The sequence below is a fragment of the Streptomyces sp. 17_S59 genome (genome assembly GCF_056930295.1).
Genome location: NZ_JBXOWD010000001.1, coordinates 135,630 through 155,254 on the forward strand (window position 1 = coordinate 135,630; position 19,625 = coordinate 155,254).

At 71.1% G+C, this 19,625-nt stretch carries 17 protein-coding genes and 1 pseudogene; 10 read left to right on the forward strand and 8 right to left on the reverse strand.

Annotated elements, in window-relative coordinates; all coding sequences use genetic code 11:
* Positions 1–39: 39 nt before the first annotated feature.
* Positions 40–735 carry an SDR family NAD(P)-dependent oxidoreductase gene (locus AC1Z4A_RS00630; protein WP_483675827.1) on the reverse strand — a complete coding sequence of 232 codons (696 nt, stop codon included), beginning with the start codon at positions 733–735 and terminating at the stop codon, positions 40–42.
* Between the two features lie 90 nt (positions 736–825).
* Here AC1Z4A_RS00630 and AC1Z4A_RS00635 point away from each other — a divergent pair, with 90 nt between their 5' ends.
* Positions 826–1,425: a TetR/AcrR family transcriptional regulator gene (locus tag AC1Z4A_RS00635; protein WP_483675828.1), complete on the forward strand. Its 600-nt coding sequence runs from the start codon at positions 826–828 to the stop codon at positions 1,423–1,425.
* 38 nt (positions 1,426–1,463) lie between these two features.
* On the opposite strand, the gene AC1Z4A_RS00640 is transcribed toward AC1Z4A_RS00635, so the two are convergent.
* Both AC1Z4A_RS00640 and AC1Z4A_RS00645 read right to left on the reverse strand, forming a co-directional pair.
* Positions 1,464–3,311: an ABC transporter ATP-binding protein gene (locus AC1Z4A_RS00640; protein WP_483675829.1), complete on the reverse strand. Its 1,848-nt coding sequence runs from the start codon at positions 3,309–3,311 to the stop codon at positions 1,464–1,466.
* 171 nt (positions 3,312–3,482) lie between these two features.
* On the reverse strand, positions 3,483–5,009 hold the full coding sequence (locus tag AC1Z4A_RS00645; protein ID WP_483675830.1) for an FAD-dependent monooxygenase: 1,527 nt from the start codon (positions 5,007–5,009) through the stop codon (positions 3,483–3,485).
* A 276-nt stretch (positions 5,010–5,285) separates the two neighbouring features.
* Between AC1Z4A_RS00645 and AC1Z4A_RS00650 the strand changes: the two genes are divergently transcribed.
* Positions 5,286–6,500: a hypothetical protein gene (locus AC1Z4A_RS00650; RefSeq protein WP_483675831.1), complete on the forward strand. Its 1,215-nt coding sequence runs from the start codon at positions 5,286–5,288 to the stop codon at positions 6,498–6,500.
* Positions 6,501–6,518: 18 nt separating this feature from the next.
* Here the strand turns inward: AC1Z4A_RS00650 and AC1Z4A_RS00655 are convergent, their stop codons facing one another.
* Complete coding sequence (locus tag AC1Z4A_RS00655) at positions 6,519–7,151, reverse strand: hypothetical protein (protein WP_483675832.1); 633 nt, start codon at positions 7,149–7,151, stop codon at positions 6,519–6,521.
* A 152-nt stretch (positions 7,152–7,303) separates the two neighbouring features.
* Here AC1Z4A_RS00655 and AC1Z4A_RS00660 point away from each other — a divergent pair, with 152 nt between their 5' ends.
* Positions 7,304–8,887, forward strand: coding sequence for an FAD-dependent monooxygenase (locus AC1Z4A_RS00660; protein WP_483675833.1), 1,584 nt, complete (start codon positions 7,304–7,306; stop codon positions 8,885–8,887).
* On the opposite strand, the gene AC1Z4A_RS00665 is transcribed toward AC1Z4A_RS00660, so the two are convergent.
* The 3 genes from AC1Z4A_RS00665 to AC1Z4A_RS00675 form a co-directional block, all read right to left on the reverse strand.
* Positions 8,839–9,078 carry a cupredoxin domain-containing protein gene (locus tag AC1Z4A_RS00665; RefSeq protein WP_483675834.1) on the reverse strand — a complete coding sequence of 80 codons (240 nt, stop codon included), beginning with the start codon at positions 9,076–9,078 and terminating at the stop codon, positions 8,839–8,841. The genes AC1Z4A_RS00660 and AC1Z4A_RS00665 overlap by 49 nt on opposite strands.
* 338 nt (positions 9,079–9,416) lie before the next feature.
* Positions 9,417–9,824, reverse strand: coding sequence for a hypothetical protein (locus tag AC1Z4A_RS00670; RefSeq protein ID WP_483675835.1), 408 nt, complete (start codon positions 9,822–9,824; stop codon positions 9,417–9,419).
* Between the two features lie 182 nt (positions 9,825–10,006).
* The gene (locus tag AC1Z4A_RS00675; protein WP_483675836.1) at positions 10,007–10,474 is read right to left on the reverse strand and encodes a patatin-like phospholipase family protein; all 468 of its coding nucleotides are present in this window, start codon (positions 10,472–10,474) and stop codon (positions 10,007–10,009) included.
* A gap of 280 nt (positions 10,475–10,754) precedes the next feature.
* Here AC1Z4A_RS00675 and AC1Z4A_RS00680 point away from each other — a divergent pair, with 280 nt between their 5' ends.
* Positions 10,755–11,354 (forward strand): TIGR03086 family metal-binding protein, encoded by a 600-nt coding sequence (locus AC1Z4A_RS00680; protein WP_483675837.1) that lies wholly within the window; start codon positions 10,755–10,757, stop codon positions 11,352–11,354.
* A gap of 103 nt (positions 11,355–11,457) precedes the next feature.
* Here the strand turns inward: AC1Z4A_RS00680 and AC1Z4A_RS00685 are convergent, their stop codons facing one another.
* Positions 11,458–12,174: a TetR/AcrR family transcriptional regulator gene (locus tag AC1Z4A_RS00685; protein WP_483675838.1), complete on the reverse strand. Its 717-nt coding sequence runs from the start codon at positions 12,172–12,174 to the stop codon at positions 11,458–11,460.
* Positions 12,175–12,230: 56 nt separating this feature from the next.
* Between AC1Z4A_RS00685 and AC1Z4A_RS00690 the strand changes: the two are divergent.
* The 6 genes and pseudogenes from AC1Z4A_RS00690 to AC1Z4A_RS00715 all read left to right on the forward strand — a co-directional run.
* A pseudogene (locus AC1Z4A_RS00690) lies at positions 12,231–13,054 on the forward strand (FAD-dependent monooxygenase); the annotation flags it as partial.
* Between the two features lie 156 nt (positions 13,055–13,210).
* The gene (locus AC1Z4A_RS00695; protein WP_483683463.1) at positions 13,211–13,693 is read left to right on the forward strand and encodes an aromatic-ring hydroxylase C-terminal domain-containing protein; all 483 of its coding nucleotides are present in this window, start codon (positions 13,211–13,213) and stop codon (positions 13,691–13,693) included.
* Between the two features lie 51 nt (positions 13,694–13,744).
* A complete protein-coding gene (locus tag AC1Z4A_RS00700; protein WP_483675839.1) occupies positions 13,745–15,565 on the forward strand; it encodes a thiamine pyrophosphate-requiring protein in 1,821 nt (606 codons plus the stop codon).
* A complete protein-coding gene (locus AC1Z4A_RS00705) occupies positions 15,562–16,020 on the forward strand; it encodes a hypothetical protein (RefSeq protein ID WP_483675840.1) in 459 nt (152 codons plus the stop codon). The genes AC1Z4A_RS00700 and AC1Z4A_RS00705 overlap by 4 nt, the downstream gene beginning before the upstream one ends.
* A gap of 3 nt (positions 16,021–16,023) precedes the next feature.
* Complete coding sequence (locus tag AC1Z4A_RS00710; protein WP_483675841.1) at positions 16,024–18,453, forward strand: GMC family oxidoreductase; 2,430 nt, start codon at positions 16,024–16,026, stop codon at positions 18,451–18,453.
* Positions 18,450–19,568, forward strand: a complete 1,119-nt coding sequence (locus AC1Z4A_RS00715; protein WP_483675842.1) for an enolase C-terminal domain-like protein — start codon at positions 18,450–18,452, stop codon at positions 19,566–19,568. The genes AC1Z4A_RS00710 and AC1Z4A_RS00715 overlap by 4 nt, the downstream gene beginning before the upstream one ends.
* The last annotated feature ends 57 nt before the right edge of the window (positions 19,569–19,625 follow it).

Here is a 19,625-nt window from a genome sequence, read left to right on the forward strand (position 1 = left end):
GATGCACGTTCACCTGTGGTGATCTCTCGGAAAATGGCCCTACCACGGGACGGTCTCGCCAAGGCGATCCAGGAACTGCAGGCCCGGGGCACCGGCCTGCGCTTCGAGGACGTCGACGACGGCCGGGACGCTCTCCTGGGGAGTAAGTGGCGCGTCAGGACCGCCCAGTTGGGTCCGATTGTGTCCGGGGTCGATGAGCAGCTTGGTGTGTCCGTCGTCGGCATAACGCGTGGCGTAACTGCGCATCAGCTGGTTGAGCGCGGCCTTGCTGGCCTTGTAGAGCTCATAGCCGTCCTCGGTGTTTCGCGAGATGCTGCCCTGCTCGGAGGACATGACCGCAACGGTTCCGCCGGGCGCGACGAGTCCGCGGAGGGCCTCGAGGGCGCGCAGCGGGCTCAATGCGTTGGTGGTCATCACCTCGGTGAACATGTCGGTCGAGACCTCGGCAATGGGCAGATTTCCTCGGTCGATTGCAGCGTTGACGAAGAGCAGATCGAGTCGACAGCCTGCCAGGCGCTCGCGCAGAGCGGCCAGCTGCTCGGAGCTTGTCATCTCCAGTGATTCGACCTTCAGTTGCCCGTTCCAGGCATCGGCCTTTGCTTTCAGCTCGCCGCCGTCCTGGCGCGTCGTGGCGATGACTCGCCAGCCGCGTCGAGCGAGTTCGTCGGCGAGGACGAGCCCTAACCCTCGGGAGGCTCCGATGACGAGAGCTTGGCGGTTGGACGTGGAAGACACGTTCACTCCTTCGCGCTGGGGAAGTTAGCCTAGACGCGGCGTTGCGTCTAGGCAATGCCGCGGGGACTACTGACAGGTATGGTGTCTCGCATGCCCGCCGCCAGCTCTCAGCCCCGCAGGCCGCACTCCGGCCCCCGGCGCGACGAGGCCGCACGTCTCGCTGTGCTTCATGCCGCAGACGATCTGCTTGTCGAGCACGGCTTCGGCGCCCTCACCGTCGAGGCAATCGCGCGTCGTGCCGGCGTCGCCAAGCAGACGATCTACCGCTGGTGGCCCTCGAAGGTCGAGATCCTCCTCGACACGCTCATCGAGGACACCGACAAGCACCTTCCCGTCCCGACAGAGGAGCCCACGGCGGAGAGCATCCGTGGCTACGTACGCGGCTTCGCGCGATTCCTCACCAGCGACGCTGCCGGGAAGGTCCTGCTCGCGCTCATCGCCGAGGCGCAGCACGATCCCGATACGGCCGAGCGCTTCCACGAGCGGTATCTCGGTCCACGCCGTGACCAAGAACGCGACATGCTCGCGCGCGGAACCGACGCCGGCGAGGTCTCGCCCAGGCTCAGCCCCGACGCCACGCTTGACGCACTTGTCGGCCCGATCGTCTATTGCGCCCTGACGGGGTCGAGTGTCCCCCGCGATCTGGTGGACACGCTTGTCGAGGACCTGCTCAGGCCCCGCTCACATTGAGTTGGTGTCGTCGTCGACGCGAGTCCCCATTATCGGTCTCATCGGTCCTGAGACAGCTCGTAAAGCTCCTGGAACAGACCACCGGACCGGACGAGTTGACCGAAGGTGCCGTGCTCGGTGATCCGGCCGTGTTCCATCACGATGATACGGTCCGCGATCTTCGTGTTCTCCAACCGGTGCGTGACCACGATGGAGATCCGGTCGGCGGCCATGGCCTTGATGACCTGGAAGATCAGGTGCTCGCCGCGGGCGTCCATCTCGCTGGTGGGCTCGTCCAGCACGAGCACGGCGGGCTTGCGGTAGATCGCCCGGCCGCAGGCGAGGCGCTGCCACTGTCCGCCGGAGAGCGTGACGCCACCCCATACTTCGCGGGCGAGCAGCATGTCCAGGCCCTCGGGCATTTCCTCGACGGCCTCTCGCATGCCGACCGTCCCGACCACGTCCCAAACCGCCTCGTCGCCCCAGCTGGTGGGCTGGCCGAGGGTGATGTTCTCCCGGCACGGCAGCGGCCAGAAGGCGAAGAACTGCGGCACCAGCCCGGTCTGCTCCCACAAGCTGTCCGGGTCGACGGTCGCGATGTCGACGCCGTCCCAGGAGACCGTGCCCTTCTCGGCGAGGTACAGGCCGGTGATCAGCTTGATGAGGCTGGACTTGCCGGAGCCGTTCTCTCCGACCACGGCCACGACTTCGCCTCGGCGCAGGGTGAGGGAGAGGCCGTCGACAGCCGCCTGGGACTTGTTCGGATAGCCGTAGGTGACGTTCTCGAGCCGGATCGTCTCCGGGCACACCGGCGCCCGCTCACGCCCGCGCGCCAGGGCCATCTCGGCCGTGGTGGTGTCCACGAACCGTTTCCAGTCCCCGAGGAACAGGGACGAGTGGAAGAGCGAGGCCAGGTAGTGGATCACGTTCGCCAGGTTCCCCAGCGCGGTGCGCACCGCGACGACGGCGGTCGCCGAGACCGCGAGGGAGACCTGCCCGGAGACGGTCAGCCACACCAGCGTGGCCCACGCGCCGGTCAGGCACACCCCGCCGGCCGCCGCCGCGATCAGGTTCATGCGGACCTGCTGTCCGGCTGCCGCCACGGTGCGTTCGTCGATCCTGCGGCTGAGCGTCTGATACCAGAACGTCAGATACCGGCGCATGCTGTTCGCCCGTACCTCGTTGGCGAGTCTGGAGGTGGTGATGTGCCAGCGCATCATCCCTTTGAGGTTGCGGTTCGCGGCGTTCTCGTAATGCGTGCGGTGCTCGATCCGGGCCTCTGCCACCGCACCCACGCCTGAGGGCAGTACCGCGAGGAAGAGCACCGGGAGCATCAGCGGGTGCAGCACCGTCACCACGCCGAACGCGGCGATGAGCCGGATGAGCGCGGCCATGAAGGACTGCGCGTCGTACAGCATCCGCTCGCACCGCATCACGCCGGTCTCGGCGTGCTCGTGCTCCTCGGCGAAGTCGGCCCGGTCGAACGCCTCCAGCTCCACCGACAGCATCGCCTGCACCAGCGCGGTGTCTGCGGCCGTCATCACCCGCGGTTTGAGCCGGGCCACTGCCCACGCCGCCAGCCCGTACGCGACCCGGCCGACACCCGCCGCCACGGCGACGACAGCAAGGGCTGGGAGAGCCTCGCGCACACGGTCCGGGACCAGTCCACCGCCGAGGATCGGCACCATCGCCCGCGCGGTGGCCGCCAGGACCACACCGGCCGCAACACCGGAGGCGACCTGGCAGCCGACCAGCAGCAGCACATCCCGCCGGTCGATCGCCCACGCCATCCTCGCGATCTCCGCCAGCAGCGCCGGGATCTTCCGGCACAGCGTCCAGAACGAGGTGTTCTCGAACGCCGACCTCAGCTCGGCCCGCTTCTGCTTCGGCTCAACCGGCTCCGGCATCGGAGGCTGCTCCAGTGTGCGGGACGGTTTACTGTCTGATGAGGCTTCCACCTTCCGATCTCCCTCCCCTTGAACAGGTCGGATAAGAGCGCCCGATTGAAGGCACCCGGTGCCTAACGGATTGATCTTCGGATGGTCACGGTCGTCCTGCCGACGGCGAGTTGGGCGTTCTCAGGGGGTGCCGAACCAAGCGGAGAGCGCTTCCCGCAGCGCGGGGGCGGCGTCGGCAGCCGGTTCGTCGATGGTCGCGGCCCAGGCGATATGGGCGTCCGGACGGATCAGGAGGGCGTCGGCCGGTCGATCACCGGTTTTGGCGGTGCGGACCTCGACGCGGTGTCCCCAGTCCTGAGCGGTCTCGCGGAGGTCCGGACGGTCGGCGAGGTCCAAGAAGACGGGCCGGGCTGTGCGCATGAGTTCGGCGACGCTGATGGTGCCCTGGTCGGTGTGCAGGGTGAGGTCGGGTGCGAAGGTGCCGGTCAACGCGTGGTGGTTGGAGCCGGGCATCGGGTAGCGGATGTCGGTGCCGGCGACAAGCGCTCCCATACGGCGCAACGGCTGCTCGTCGACGAGCAGTTCCTGGAAGACCTGGCGCAGCGCTTCGGCAGCCGGGTCGTGCCCGCGCCGCAGTGCCACCTGAGCCCGGGTGTGCAGCATGGTGCGGGCGCCGGCGAGGTGGCGTTCGTCGTGGTAGGTGTCCAGCAGGCCGGCCGGCGCCCAGCCGTGGATGTCGGCGGCGAGCTTCCAGGCCAGGTTGACCGCGTCGAGCATGCCGGCGTTGAGTGCCACACCGGTGGCGGGGAACAGATGCGCCGCATCGCCGGCCAGCAGGACCCGTCCGTCGCGGTAGCACTCGGCCTGCCGGGCCTTGAAGGTGAACCGGGACAGCCGAATCGGCTCTCCCAAGGGCAGGTTCACACCGACCACGCGGCGGAGGCTGTCCTGGAGTTCGGTCACGGTCATGGGTGTGTCGTCGTCGTATTCGGTGGTCTCGTCTTCGACGGTGTAGAGGGAGACGATCTTGGAGGCCGGGGACGCGCCGACTCCGAGGAGGCCGCGGTCGGTCCGGGTGAAACCCGCGCTGATCGTGCCGAAGCCGGGGACGTCGAGATCGCCGTTGCCGAGCACGGCCACCGTATCGGGCAAGGTGACCTGGGCCAGTCGGTTGACCTCCGGATAGGTGGTGCCGGGGAACGGGATACCGGCCCGGTCACGGACCCGGCTGCGGGCACCGTCGCACCCCACCAGGCAGCGGGCGGTCACCCGGTACGGCCCGTCCGGGCCACGCACGTCCACGATCACCGCGGCATCGTCCTGGCTCACCCCGACCACCTCGTGTCCGCGGGCGATGCGGACACCGAGTTCACCGGCGCGTTCTTCGAGCAGCCGCTCAAGCCGCTGTTGCGGAAGCGGCAGGGCGTGCATCGGCGGATCTGCCAGCTGGGTGAAGTCCAGATGCACACCGCCGAACGGGAACCGGGGAGCCGGGGCGGGGTCCGTACAGGCCGCTTCGAAGCGTTCCAGCAAGCCCCGGTAGGCCAGCAGATCCAGGATCTGCCCGCCGAGACCACCGGCCTTCGGAGTGTCCCGGCGCTGCGACTGCCGCTCCAGCACCAGCGGTCGCACACCGGCCAAACGCAGCTCGGCAGCCAGCATCAGGCCTGTCGGACCGGCACCCACAACGATCACATCGGCGTCCATCACTGGCCATTCCCCCGCAGTCTTTCAGTGCTGACAAGCAGATCAGCACGGCACGGACCGTGCCGCGCGCGATAGTTGATCAAGGTGGCCGAGTTCTGTCAATACGGCACTTGCCGTGTCGTTAGGGTGGCGGTATGACCGACTCCGGCCCCCTGTACTACAGACTCCTGATCACCCAGCAGCCAAGATGGGTCGATGCGGTACAGCCGATTTGACGGTGGGTGCCGTTGAGGGGGCAGGAGCCGGTGGAGGCCGCGATCCGATGGGGGCAGCCCTGTGCATGTGGTGGTCCTGGGCGAGTTCCGGGCGGACAGGCTGGTGCCGCCGCTCAGGCAGGGTCGTGCGGAGGTCACCGTCCTGGGGTTCGCGGACCTCACATCGTTCATGGGGCCAGATGTGGGGTGCGGCGCGCTGCCCGCCGCTGTGGACGAGCGGATGCTGCTGCGTCTGCTCCGGGAGTGTCGGGCCGACGTCGCCGTTCCCAACATGGGGTGCCCTGGTCAGGAGCAGTTCCTGCCCGTGTACGCGCGTGCCGCGTCCCGGCTGCGCACGGCGGGCGGGCACATGCCCGTGCACTCGGAGGCGTTCGCCTGCCTGGCCAGCGACAAAATCGTCTTGCACCGGATGGCGGTGGAACGGGGCTGGCCCGTCCCGCGGGCCGTGGTGTGCGAGGAAGCGGGGGCGGTGGGCGCTGCGGCCGCCCGGTTCGGGTATCCCGTGCTCGTCAAGGAAGCCCGCAGCGAGTTCCATGTCGGCCGCCACTATGTGCCGGACAGGGAACGTCTCGACGGGGTGTGCGGCGAGGTGGCGTTTCCGGTCCTGGTCCAGGAGGCCGTGCGCGGGGAGGAGTTCGCGGTCGAGTTCCTGTCCGGCCCGTCCGCCACGGTCGCCTGGCCGGTGGCGTCCCTGGGCAGGCTCGACGGCGGCTGTGCCCCGGGCCGACGGGTGAGGGTCGCGCCCGCGCCGCTGCCCGCGCGGGCGGCGGCGGAGCTGGCCGGCACAGTCGCGGACGTGGTGGAGTCGTTCCGGCCCTGGGGGCCGTGGCAGATGGACCTCGCCGTGACCGACGACGGCAGGCTGCAGGTGATCGAGCTGAACGGCCGGTTGGGCGGCGTGTCCAACATGAGCTGGGCGAGTACGGGCCACGACCCGCATGTGGCGTACGCGCACGCTGTACGGGGGCGGTTCCCGCGCGGCCCCCGGGCCGTCCGGGTCGCGCTCGAACTCCCGGTGCGCAACGGGGTGGTGCTGCCGCCGGCACCGGCCGGGAGCATCCTGATGGACTTCCCGGGAAGTCCCGCCAATCCGGGGCCCGGCATCGGCGGGTACCGCCGGCCGGTGCTCAGCGTCGCGCAAAACGGTGCGGATGCGGTGCGCTCATGGCTGGACTCCCTGCCGACGGCGCTGCTTCTGAACGGCGTTGACCAGGCGGCCGCCCAGCTCGCCCTCGGTCTGCGCGCGCTGAGGGAGGGCGGCCCGGCTCTTGTCTGACGGCGCCGGCCTCCGTCCTCAAGCCAGGAGGTTGGTGATGAGCTTACGGACCCGTCCCGAGCGGACCGGCAGAACGCCGTGGACGAGCTGCGTGCCGTAGACGACGGTGGTTCCCGGTGGCGCCGCGCAGGTCCAGCGGGTGTGGGAGATGTCGTCGAGTTTCACCGGTCCCGTGCGTGCGGTGATCTCGTGGACGAAACGGGTGCCGGGTGCGTAGTCGCTGCCGTCCGCGGTGGCGTCGCTCCACAAGGCGTCGGCCGAACAGGTGTCGAGGTAGAACTCGCCGCCTTCGTCCGCGTCCTGGAGGTTGAAGGCGACCCGGGCGATCCGCTGCGGGCGGGTCCCGGGGTCGCCCACGCCGTGAACGTGGGGGCGGATCCTGTCACCGGTCCTGAGGTCGTGGTAGAGCCACGGGTCCGTGCCCGTCGCGGAGGGGAAGGCCCGGCGCAGGGCGGGCAGGGCGCGCCGCAGGGCGCCGTCCAGGATCGCCTGCGCGGCAGGGGGCGGGGTCGTCCCCTCGCTGGGCCGGGCGGGTACCCAGCCGGTGGCCGCGAGGTGGTCGTCCAGGATTTTGGTGAGGCCGGTGGTCTCCTCGGCCGTGAGGAAGCCCTCGACGGTCTGTACGGCCAGGGTCTCGGTCATGTGGATCACGAGCGGACTCCTCCCACGGCGTCGTGCGGCCCTCCGCCTCGTTCCCGTCCGGGCTCATTCCAGTACAGGCCCGCGGCGTCGTCGAGTCCTTGGCCCGGCCAATGTCCGTACGGCACCTTGACCGCCCGGCTCATGGGCCGAAGGGTGGAGGGGTGACGTCCCCGGACGCAGGCGTGGACACCGGTACGGACACCGAGGTACTCGTCGTGGGTGCCGGGCCGACCGGGCTGCTGCTGGCGAGCGAACTGGCGCTGGCGGGAGTACGGGTCGAGGTGATCGACAAGCGGGTGGAGCCTCACCGGGAGTCGCGGGCTCTGAACCTCCACCCGCGGAGCATCGAGCTGATGGACATGCGGGGCCTGGCCGAGCGGTTCCTGGCCGTGGGCCGGACGGTGCCCGGCTGGCAGTTCGCCGTCAGCCTCAAGCGGCGGCTCGACTTCGGCGTGCTCGACACCCGGCACCCCTACGCCCTGCTGCTTGCCCAGTCGCGGACCGAGGCGCTGCTGGCCGAGCGGGCACGGGAGCTGGGAGTGCGGATCCGGCGCGGGTACGAGGCGGTGGCCCTCGGGCAGGACACCGACGGGGTCGGCGTCACCGTCGCGGGCCCGGACAGGACGGTCACCGTACGCTGCGCGTATGCGGTCGGCTGTGACGGCGGGCGCAGCCTGGTCCGGCAGGCGGCGGGGATCGGCTTCCCGGGGACGCAGGAGTCGATGACGGCGGTGGTGGGCGACTTCGCCGTCGCCGACCATACGTGCAACGACCGGGCCCGGCGGCACGGCGTCCTCGTGGCCCGGCTGGAGGCCGGGCTGACACGGTTCGTGGTCATGGACCCGCGACGGCTGCGGGTGCCCTCCACCGAGCCGGTGACCATGGAGGAGTTCCGGACCTCCCTGATCCGCGTGTGCGGCACGGACTGCGGCATCGGCGAACCCCGGTGGCTGTCCCGGTTCGGCAACACCACCCGCCTGGCCGAGAGGTACCGGCACGGCCGGGTCCTGCTGGCCGGTGACGCCGCGCACGTCCACTTCCCCGTCGGCGCCCAGGGGCTGAACACCGGGCTGCAGGACTCCATGAACCTCGGCTGGAAACTCGCCGCCGCCGTCCACGGCTGGGCGCCGCCCGGCCTGCTGGACACCTACCACGCCGAACGCCACCCCGTGGGCCACGCCGTCACCACCGGCACACGGGCCCAGACCCTGCTCGTGGAACTGCCCCTCACCGAGCAGTACGGGCAGCCCGCCGCCCTCCTGTGCGAACTGCTCGACGCGCTCCTGGGCATGACGGAGGTCAACCACTACCTGGCCGGCCGGATCTCCGCCCTCGACACCGTCTACCCTCCGGCCGCACCGGACGCCGACCCGCTGGCCGGACGGCGGATGCCCGATGTTGCGCTCACCACGGCGTCGGGGACGGCCCGGGTGTACCAGCTCCTGCACGACGGGCGCCTCATCCTGCTGCGCCTCGACGGCGGCCCCTGTGCACCGCCGACCGCGAACGCCCGCGTCCGCACGGTCGCCGCCCACGACCACGAGCCCCACCCCGGCCTCGACGGCGTACGGGAAATCCTCGTCCGCCCCGACGGCCACATCGCCTGGGCCACCCGCACCACCGATCCCGACGCCCTGCTCACCGAACGGGCAGAGGCACTGGCCACCTGGGCCGGTTCCCGCGCAGGCACCTCACCTCACTGCACCACGACCTTTCCGTGCATGGACGGGTGGATGGTGCAGTAGTAGCTGAACGTCCCGGCCGAGTCGAACGTGAAACTGAACGAACCGCCACGTTCGAGCGTCGGGGAATGCAGCGGGCCCGAACCGTCGCTGGTCACCGTGTGCGGAGCCGAATCCTCGTTGGTCCAGGTCACCGTGGTGCCACGGCTGATGGTCAACGGTGAAGGGGAATAGGCGAAGTTGACGATGGTCACCTTTGTGGCCGCCGCCGGCGTCTTCGAGGCGGAGGGGGCAGTTTTCGAGGGCGTCGGGCTCGAGGGGACTGTTGACGAAGCCGTTGCGGAAGGCTTCCCGGAAGGTCTGTGGCCGCCGCCACCGCCCCCGGAACATCCACCCAGAGCGATTATCCCGGCCGCGGTGGCGACGGCCACCAGCACTTCTGCGATAGGACGTCTACGCGTCCAGGTCGTGGTGGCTGCCCGAATCATGATGTCGACCCAATCCCTATGCGAAGTACGCATGCGGAAAACAGGCCGAGACTATCTTCCGACCGGGCCGCCGTCCGGGACCGCCACGCTTGCGGGCAGAGCCATCACCCTCGCCGACCCGGCGCACCGTAACGGGTGACGGTGGTGGCAAGGCCGACGGCCGCAGCCACTGCCGCTACTGCCTCGGCCACGGCGGACACGGTCTTCTTCGGGTACCACACCGGCTCGTGCATATTGGGGAGCGGGCCCAAGGAACCCACATCCACGTACCGGTACAGAAGCACCGCACCGAGTGCCGATGCAGCCACGAGAAAGGCGAACGCCCACACTGCGCGGTTCCTTCCGGCCACCAGTACGAGCAGCGCTGCGAGCGCGGCAGCCGCCGCCTCGGCGCGGAAAAGCGTCCCCTGGCTTACCCCGCCACGTACCGGATCGTAGGCACCGGCGAGTTCAGCATGGACGTAGGCATCGACAATGAGCCCGGCCATGGTCACCAGTCGCAGCAGCCACATAGCGCATGCGCAGCAGCGTCGCCCCGGCGGCCGAAGAGCCGTGCCCGCAGGGGCCGACTGCCGCGTTTCACCTCACTCTTTGGTGCGGGTCTATGCGACGTCCCGCGAGGATGCGGGTCGCACATCCAGATATAAACGACGATACTTCGCACTCCATGAGCTGTACAGCGGCTGTTGAGCCGTCAACTTGATGCAGCGCGGACCCGGTCGGCCGCGGTGGCGCCTTGCCGCACTCCGGCCCGGTAGGCCGGTTCCCAGGCCGCCCGGTCGTGCAGATCGCCGCCGAATGCCTGCACTGACGCCTGATCGGGACTGATCGTCACCACCGCGTCCACTCCGGCTTCGGCGAGTTCCCTGGTGAGCGGCTCGCGGGGGAAGAGGTGTGCCAGCGGTTCGATGACGACCAGCACATCGGCACCCACGGTGAGATCGGTACTGGTGTTCGACCGCAGACCGCCGTCCATGTACCTCCGACCGTTGACCGTGACAGGCGGGTAGATCCCCGGGAAGGCGGTGCTTGCCGCTACGGCGGACGACAGTGCGGCGCCGCTGGTGCGGTCGAAGACTTCCGGCTCACCTGTCCCCGTGTCCACGGCGGTGATGAGCAGGGCTCGATCCGGCCACCGATCCGTGCCGACCAGGGCGCGCATCCGGGCGACATGCGCCTGCTCCGGTCCGGTCTCGCGGCCAGCGCGAGCCCGCCGACACGGCGCCGCGCCCCGGCGGGATCGGAGCCGGCATCGCCCAGTACGGCAAAGACCTCATCGCGTTGACGGCCCGACTCCGTGGCAGTGCGGGGCCGACGGCTTGCCGTCGGCCCCACCTCGCGCTCGCGTGACGGTAGCAACCTCTCCGCGAGATGTGACCGCGAAGGTTCACCGGGTTCGCTCGGTCACGGTGTTGTCGTACCCGGCTGGTACGGTCCGCGACATGACAGACATTCATGAGCTGGACGCGCGCGCACTGAAGATCACCGAGTCCATCGTCAACCAGGTGGACGTCGACATGCTTGACCGGCCGACGCCCTGTGGGCAGTGGACGCTGCGGCAGCTGCTGGCGCACATGACGGGGCAGAACTACGGCTTCGCGGCGGCAGCTCGGGGCGAGACCCGCGATCGCAGTGTCTGGGCCGACCGCCCGGTCGGCGACGATCCGGCGGGGGTGTTCGCCGCGTCGGCCGCAGAGGTTGCCGCCGCTTTTGCCGAAGAGGACGTGCTGTCGCGCTCGTTCTGGCTCCCGGAGGTCCGTGGCGGCCAGATGTTCCCCGCGCCGCAGGCGATCGGCTTCCACTTCCTGGACTATGTGGTCCACGGCTGGGACGTCGCCGCCTCGATCGGGGTCCAGGCGGACTTCGACGCCGACTTGTTGACGGCCGTGCTGCCGATCGCGGAACAGGTCCCCGCCGGGGCCGCTCGCGAGCGGGAGGACGCCCAGTTCCGGCCTGTGCTGGACACAGCGGCTGCAGCCGGTCTGCTCGACCGGATACTCCTCCTTCTCGGCCGCTGCCCGAGTTGGCCGGCAAAGGGATAGCTCGGCAGACGTCGCGGTCGCTCCGTACCGGGGTCATGCTGCGACGACGAGGGGGCGTCCGCCCCGGTGGATGCCCTTCTCACCGCGGATGCGGCCCGGTGGCTCACGCCCGGCCGACGGCAGCGGCGATGCCTGCGAGCAGGCAGTCGAGGCCGAACTCGAAGCGGGCGTCGGCGTCGGGGTCGTCCGCTTCGATGATCCGGCGGTTGAAGTGGGGGTGCCGTCCGGAGTCGACCACCTGCCGGACATAGGTCCCGACCGAGGCCCGCCATTCCTCTTTGGTCATTCCCGCGCTGCGCCAGGCCTCCAGCTCGGCCAGCTCCGCGGCGACCGAGCCCAGCACATAGGTGTCGAGCGCGTTGACCACCATCAGGGCGAGGGTCGCGTCATCGGTCGCCCCGGCCGCCACGCCGAGTGCGTAGTCGGAGCGCGCGATGGCGTTCGGGCCGATGGCCGGACGGCGGGACGCCTGGCGTGCCAGCCAGGGGTGGCGCAGCAGCGCGGCGCGGACGTCGCGGGCGACGTCGGCGAGTTCGGCGCGCCAGTCGTCGCCGGGGCCGTCCCGCAGCGGCCGCTCACCGGCGACCGCGTCGACCATCAGCTCGATCAGGTCGTCCTTGCCGGTGATGTGGCGGTACAGCGACGTGGTGCCGGTGCCCAGCTCCGCCGCGATACGCCGCATCGACAGCGCGTCGATGCCTTCGGCGTCGGCGAGGCGGATCGCGCACTGCACGATCTTCTCCTCGCTGAGCACGGGACGGCTGCCCCGCTCGCGGTCGCGCATCCAGATCAAAGTCGCAGGCTGTGGCCGGGAAGACATGGGAACAGCGTACGCCTGGGGTACAGTGTGCCCGCATCAGGAACAGTGTTCCCAGAATGTTCCCAGAAAGCAGGAGGGGGCTTTCCGTGTCCGAGATTCCCGTCGTCATCGCCGGAGGCGGCACCGTCGGTCTGGCCACGGCCGTGTTCCTCGGCCACCACGGGGTGCGGTCGCTCGTCGTCGAGCGTCGCCCCGCGCCGTCCAACCACCCCCGTGCGCTGGGTATCAGCCCGCGCACGCTGGAGTTCTGGCGCGAGGTGGGGTTGTACGAGGCGATGGCCGCAGCTGCCGTGCGGTCGAATTCGGCGTGGCGGTGACCGGGGTCGGCCAGAACGCCGACCACGTATCGGTGTCCCTGTCCGACGGGCGCGTGATCCGCGCCGGCTATCTCGTGGCCGCCGACGGGGCCAACAGCGCCGTGCGCACCGCGCTCGGGATCGGCACGACGGGGCCGGGCGAGATCGGCAACACCCTGCAGAACATCCTGTTCCATGCCGACCTCGTCGGCCGTTTCGGCGCGATGCCGTTCATGACGGAGATCAGCCACCCCGACGCCGCGGGCATGCTGCTGGCCGTGGGCGACGGGCGCTGGGTGCTGCACGTGTCCATGCCACCGGGCGGGCAGGTCTCCCCGACCGACTGCGCACGCATGGTCCGCACGGCGATCGGGGCGGATGTGCCGGTGGACGTCGTCAGCGCGCTGCCCTGGCGGGCGACCGCGCGGCTGGCGGACACCTTCCGCTCCGGGCGGGCGTTCCTGGCCGGCGACGCCGCCCGGGCCATTCCGCCACTCGGTGCCTTCGGCCTGAACACCGGGCTGGCGGACGCGCACAACCTGGCCTGGAAGCTGGCCATGGTGCTGGCCGGACAGGCCGGGGACCGACTGCTGGACAGCTACCACGAGGAGCGTCACGCGGTCGCCGAACTGGTACTGCGTCAGGCGATGCTGCGCTGGGACAATCCGCGGCTGCACTGGGACCCGTCAGCGGTGGCGGAGCGCCGGGACGTCGGCGCGTGGAACGCCCCGATGGTCACCATGGGGTACCGGTACGCCTCCTCCGCGGTGATCGGCCCGGTCGGGCAGCCCCCGTCGACCGAGGATCCGGCGGCAAGTCTCGACGGCGCACCGGGCTCGCGGATCCCGCACCGGTGGCTGGAGGGAGAGCGCGTGTCCACCGTGGACCTCAACGGATCCCGGTTCGCCGTGGTGGCAGGCCCGGTCGGCGGAGGCTGGTGCGCGGCGGCGCGCAAGCTCGCCGCCGCGCCGGGACCGGAACTGCGCACGGCCTCGCTCGACCGGCAAGCGGCCTCCGTACTGGGGCTGGAGGACGACGGCGTCCTTCTGGTGCGGCCGGACGGGTCCATCGCCTGGCGCTCCCGAGGGGCAGCGGACCCCGCCCTGCTGAGCGAGGCGCTCGCCACGGTCACCGGCCGAGCACCAGGACCATCCCGTCTGTTGTCCATACGAGCGGAAAACCCGGAGACCGCGTTTCCCCGGCCCGCTACAGGTCACCCGTAGCTCTGTGGCAGTGCGCGCCACGGCCGTGCCCGCTCGCGCGAAGGGAGAATCATGTCCGCCAAGGTGTCCGACTACCTCCTGCACCGTCTGCGCGAGTGGGGCGTCCAGCACGTGTTCGCCTATCCGGGTGACGGCATCAACGGGCTGCTCTCCGCGTGGGGCCGCGCCGACGACGACCCGCGGTTCATCCAGGCGCGGCACGAGGAGATGGCGGCGTTCCAGGCCGTCGGGTACGCGAAGTTCTCGGGCAAGGTGGGGGTGTGCGCCGCGACCTCGGGCCCCGGCGCCATCCACCTGCTCAACGGGCTGTACGACGCCAAACTCGACCACGTGCCGGTGGTGGCGATCGTGGGGCAGACCAGTCGCAGCGCGCTGGGCGGCTCGTACCAGCAGGAGGTCGACCTGCCCAGCCTGTTCAAGGACGTCGCCTCCGACTACTGCGAGATGGTGACGGTCCCCGAGCAGCTGCCCAACGTCCTGGACCGGGCGATGCGCACGGCACAGGCCCGGCGCACGGTGACGGCCGTGATCCTCCCTGCCGATGTGCAGGAGCTGGACTACGCGCCGCCGCAGCACGCCTTCAAGATGGTGCCGTCCAGCCTCGGCACGCCCGCCTACGCGCCGGTGCCCTCGGACGACGAGATCGCACGGGCGGCAGACCTGATCAATGAGGGCGACAAGGTCGCGATCCTCATCGGCCAGGGCGCCCGAGGGGCGCGCGAAGAAGTGGAGCAGCTCGCCGACACGCTGGGCGCCGGGTTGGCCAAGGCGCTGCTGGGCAAGGACGCGCTGCCGGACGACCTGCCCTACGTGACCGGAGCCATCGGACTGCTGGGCACCCGGCCCTCGTACGAGCTGATGCGCGACTGCGACACCCTGATCGTCGTCGGGTCGAGCTTTCCCTACACCCAGTTCCTGCCGGAGTTCGGGCAGGCGCGGGCGGTGCAGATCGACATCGACCCGTTCATGGTGGGGCTGCGCTACCCGTTCGAGGTCAACCTGGTGGGCGACGCGCGCGAGACGCTCATGCGGCTGCTGCCACAGTTGAAGCCCAAGGAGCACGGCGCCTGGCGATCGACCGTCGAGAAGAACACCGCCCGCTGGTGGGAGGTCATGGAGCGGCGCGCCGCGGTCGAGGCGGACCCCGTCAACCCGGAGTACGTCATCCACGCCCTGGACTCCCTGCTGCCCGCCAACGCCGTGCTGACGGCCGACTCGGGCTCGGCGGCCAACTGGTACGCCCGGCACCTGCGCATGCGCGGAACCATACGCGGATCGCTGTCCGGCACGCTGGCCACCATGGGGCCCGGGGTCCCCTATGCGATCGGTGCCAAGTTCGCCCACCCCGACCGGCCGGCCGTCGCGCTCGTCGGCGACGGCGCGATGCAGATGAACGGCCTCGCCGAGCTGATCACCGCGGCCAAGTACTACGCGGAGTGGCAGGACCCGCGGCTGGTGGTCGCGGTCCTCAACAACCAGGACCTCAACCAGGTCACCTGGGAGATGCGGGCCATGTCCGGCGCCCCGCAGTTCGTGCCCTCCCAGTCCATCCCGGACGTGCCGTACGCGGAGGTGGCCCGCGCGATCGGGCTCGACGGCGTGCGCGTGGAGCAGCCGGACGGAGTCGTCGCCGCCTGGCAGCAGGCGCTCGCCGCCGACCGGCCCTTCGTCATCGACTTCCGCACCGACCCGGCCGTGCCGCCCGTCCCCCCGCACGCCACGCTCGACCAGATCGAAGCCGCGGCCGCCTCGGTCGTCAGGGGCGACAGCGACCGCGGCGGCATGCTCCGCCAGGGGTTCAAGGCGAAGATCCAGGAGATGCTGCCCGGCGGCACCAGGCACCGCAAAGCCGGAGCGGAGGAAGGCCGGTGAGGCTGCGGGCCGCTCCGGTTGCGGCTCCGTACGCCCTCGACCGGATGGTGCGCAACGTCCGCCACGGCCGGTTCGAGCGGTCCCTGTCCCTGCTGACGGCGGCGGGCTCGCTCGTCACCGCGGCCGAGATCTTCCTCGAACACGACCGCGCCGGCTTTGGCAACCGGACCATGTGGTGGCCGGTCCTGCTCGGCCCGGTCGGGGCGGCCGCCGGCATCGCCGGGTTCGCCAGCGAACGGATGGCGAAGACCGCACTGCCGATCGCCTCGGCTGCCATCGCCGCCAACGGCCTCCAGGGCACATACCTGCACGTGCGCGGCATCGCCCAGAAGCCGGGCGGCTGGTCCCTGGCCCGCTACAACATCGAGATGGGCCCGCCGCTCTTCGCCCCGCTGCTGGTGACGACGGTCGGCGGAATGGGTCTGCTGGCCGCGCTGCTGCGCAGGGAGCGATGACCCGTGGTGCACCGGGGCGGGGCCGCCGGACGGCCCGCGACGACGCCGGGCCGGCGCCCTTCCCGGTTCCCCGGATACGACGTCCTCGCGCAGACCGGCGCCTGGGACGCCACCACCGCGGCGGTCGTGCACGCCCGCACGGCCCGCCAGCCCGAGCTGCGGTTCTTCACCCTGTCCGAAGAGGCCGTGGCCACCGCCCTGTTCGACCACCTGCTGGCGCAGTGGGACGACCCCAGGGTGCCGGTGCTGGAGATGATCGACGCGCGGCTCGCCGAGATGCAGACCGACGGCTGGCGCTACGCCGACATGCCCGGGGACGACACGGCCTGGCGGCGCTCCCTCAAGGCCCTCGACGACGAAGCACGTTCGCGGCACGGCGCCCTGTTCGCGGACCTGCCGCGCGAGGAGCAGGCGCAGCTGATCGAGGAGGTGCGCGACGCGGGCACCGGCGGCCGCTGGCACGGCATGCGCGCCGCCCACGTGTGGGGGCTGTGGACCCGCTACACGGCCACGGCCTTCTACTCCCACCCCTGGGCCTGGAACGAGATCGGCTTCGGCGGCCCGGCCTACCCGCGCGGCTACCTTCGCCTGGGGCCGGACCGGCGCGAACCCTGGGAGGTACGCGACCACGACCCGGTGGGCGGCGGCAACCCGGCTGGGAACGGCGCGGGTCCTGGTGCCGCCGCCCCGCCACGCACCTCCTCCCGGCGTCCGGGCCTCACCTCCCTCGCCCGGGCCGCGGCCGGCACCCTTCGGCTCAGTGCCTCCCCGCAGCGCCGGGTGCGCGAGCGCAACGCCTCCGCCTGGCTGCTCCCCCGCGGCGACGCCCGCTTCGACCACGCCCTCCTCGACGGCATGCGCCGCTTCGCCGACGGCGACGAAGTCGACCTCGTCATCGTCGGCTGCGGCGCCGGGGGCGCGACCCTGGCCCAGCGCATGAGCCGGCACGGCTGGTCGGTCGTCTGCCTGGAGGCGGGCCCGTTCTGGAACCCCGACACCGACTGGGTCAGCGACGAGGCCGCCTCCCACCACCTGTACTGGACCGACCCCCGGGTGATCTCCGGCGACGACCCGGTGCCCCTGGGCGCCAACAACTCCGGCCGGGGCGTGGGAGGTTCGACCGTGCACTTCGCCGGGTACACCCCCCGCTTCCACCCGTCCGACTTCCGCACGCACACCGAGGACGGCGTGGGAGCGGACTGGCCCCTGACGTACGAGGACCTGCGCGCATCCTACGAGCGCATCGAGCAGGAGCTGCCGGTCGCCGGACAGTACTGGCCGTGGGGCGACCCCCACCCCTACCCGCACCCGCCGCACCCCGTCGGCGGCAACGGGGAGGCGTTCCTGCGCGGCGCCGCCGCCCTGGGCATCGAGGCCCGCGTGGGACCGGTCGCCATCACCAACGGCCGCTTCGGCAACCGCCCGCACTGCATCTACCGGGGCTTCTGCCTCCAGGGCTGCAAGGTCGACGCCAAGGCGTCCACCCTGATCACCCACGTCCCCGACGCCCTCGCACACGGCGCGGAGATCCGGGCGCAGTCCATGGCCACGGGCATCGAACTCGACGCCGAGGGGCGGCTGGCCACCGGCGTCCGCTACGTCCGCCACGGCCGGGAGAGACTGCAGCGGGCCCGCAACGTCGCCGTCGCCGGATACTCCCTGGAGACACCGCGACTGCTGCTGAACTCCACCAGCCGCCGCTTCCCGCACGGCCTGTGCAACGACTTCGACCTCGTCGGCCGCTACGTCATGGTGCAGGGCGCGCCCCAGACCTCGGGCCGGTTCACCGAGGAGGTGCGCGCCTACAAGGCCCCGCCGCCGGAGGTGTCGAGCGAGCAGTTCTACGAGACCGACCCCGCCCGGCCCTACCGGCGCGGCTTCTCCCTCCAGACCGTCTCCCCGCTGCCGGTCGTCTGGGCCGAACACGTGGCGGCCCAGGGCCACTGGGGCGAGGACCTGCGCACGTACATGCAGGACTACGTCCACTGGGCGACCCTGGGCGCCCTGTGCGAACTGCTGCCCCTGCCCGGCAACCGCGTCACCCTCGCCGACGAGAAGGACCGCTACGGACTGCCGGTGGCCCACTTCGCCTACAGCCAGTGCGACAACGACCGGCAGGTGATCCGGGCCGCCGAGGCCGTGATGGAGGACATCCTGCGCGCAGCCGGGGCGAGCGAGCTGATGACGATCAACCGGTACGCCCACCTCGTCGGCGGCTGCCGGATGGCGCGCGATGCCGAACACGGCGTCGTCGACGCCGACTTGCGCAGCTTCGCCGTCCCCAACCTGCTCGTCACGGACGGCAGCGTGCTGCCCACCCAGGGCAGCGCGAACCCCGCGCTGACCATCATGGCGCTCGTCGACCGCGCCTCCACGCGGCTGGCCGCCGGGGCGCGCAGCGGACTCCGCTCCCCCGCCAGGAGCCGGCGATGACCGCGGCCCCGGACGACCCCCTGGTCGAAGGGGTGACGACCGCCGTCTACACCGTGCCCACGGACGCCCCCGAGGCCGACGGGACCCTCGCGTGGAACTCGACGACGCTCGTCCTCGCCTCGGTGCGCTCCGGCGACACCACCGGCCTCGGCTGGACCTACGGCGCCCCGGCCACGGCCGACGTCGTCGCCGGCCAGCTCGCCCCCGTCGTCGCCGGCCGCAGCACCTGGGACGTCCCCGCGGCCCAGGAGGCCATGAGCCGGACCGTGCGCAACGCGGGCCGCCCGGGTCTGGTCGCGGGAGCCGTCTCGGCCGTCGACATCGCCCTGTGGGACCTCAAGGCCCGGCTGCTGGGCCGCCCCCTGGTGCAGCTGCTCGGCGCATGCCGCCAGGACGTGCCCGTCTACGGAAGCGGGGGCTTCACCACCTACGACGACGAGCAGCAGGAGCGGCAGCTGCGCAACTGGACCGAGACGCTGGGCATCCCCCGCGTAAAGATCAAGATCGGTGAGGGGTGGGGGCAGGCCGAGGAACGGGACCGCCGCCGCGTCACCCGCGCACGCCGCACCATCGGCGAGGCCACGGAACTCTATGTCGACGCCAACGGCGCCTACACCCGCAAACAGGCCATCCGCGTCGCCCGGCACCTCGACGCCGAGGGCGTCACCTGGTTCGAGGAGCCCGTCTCCTCCGACGACCTCGCCGGGCTCGCACAGGTGCGCTCCGCGGTGTCCATGGACGTCACGGCCGGGGAATACGGCTACACCCTGCCGTACTTCGCGCACATGCTGGCCGCGGGCGGCGTGGACTGCCTCCAGGCCGACGTCACCCGCTGCGGCGGCATCACCGTCTGGCTGCGGGCCGCGGCCCTCGCAGAAGCGGCAGGCCTGCAGCTCTCCGCGCACTGCGCCCCGCACGCCCACGCCCACGCGGCGGCGGCCGTGCCCAACCTGCGGCACGTGGAGTGGTTCCACGACCACACCCGGGCCGAGGCCCTGCTCTTCGACGGAACGCTGGACGCGGCCGGCGGCAGCGTGCGTCCGGGCGCGGACGGATCACCGGGGCACGGCCTGACGCTGTGTGCGGAGCGCGCCGAGCCCTACCGCGTCCGATGACCGCCGCCTGCCGGACCGAGCGCATGGGACAGCCCCCGAGGAGCTGCTGCGCTGTCC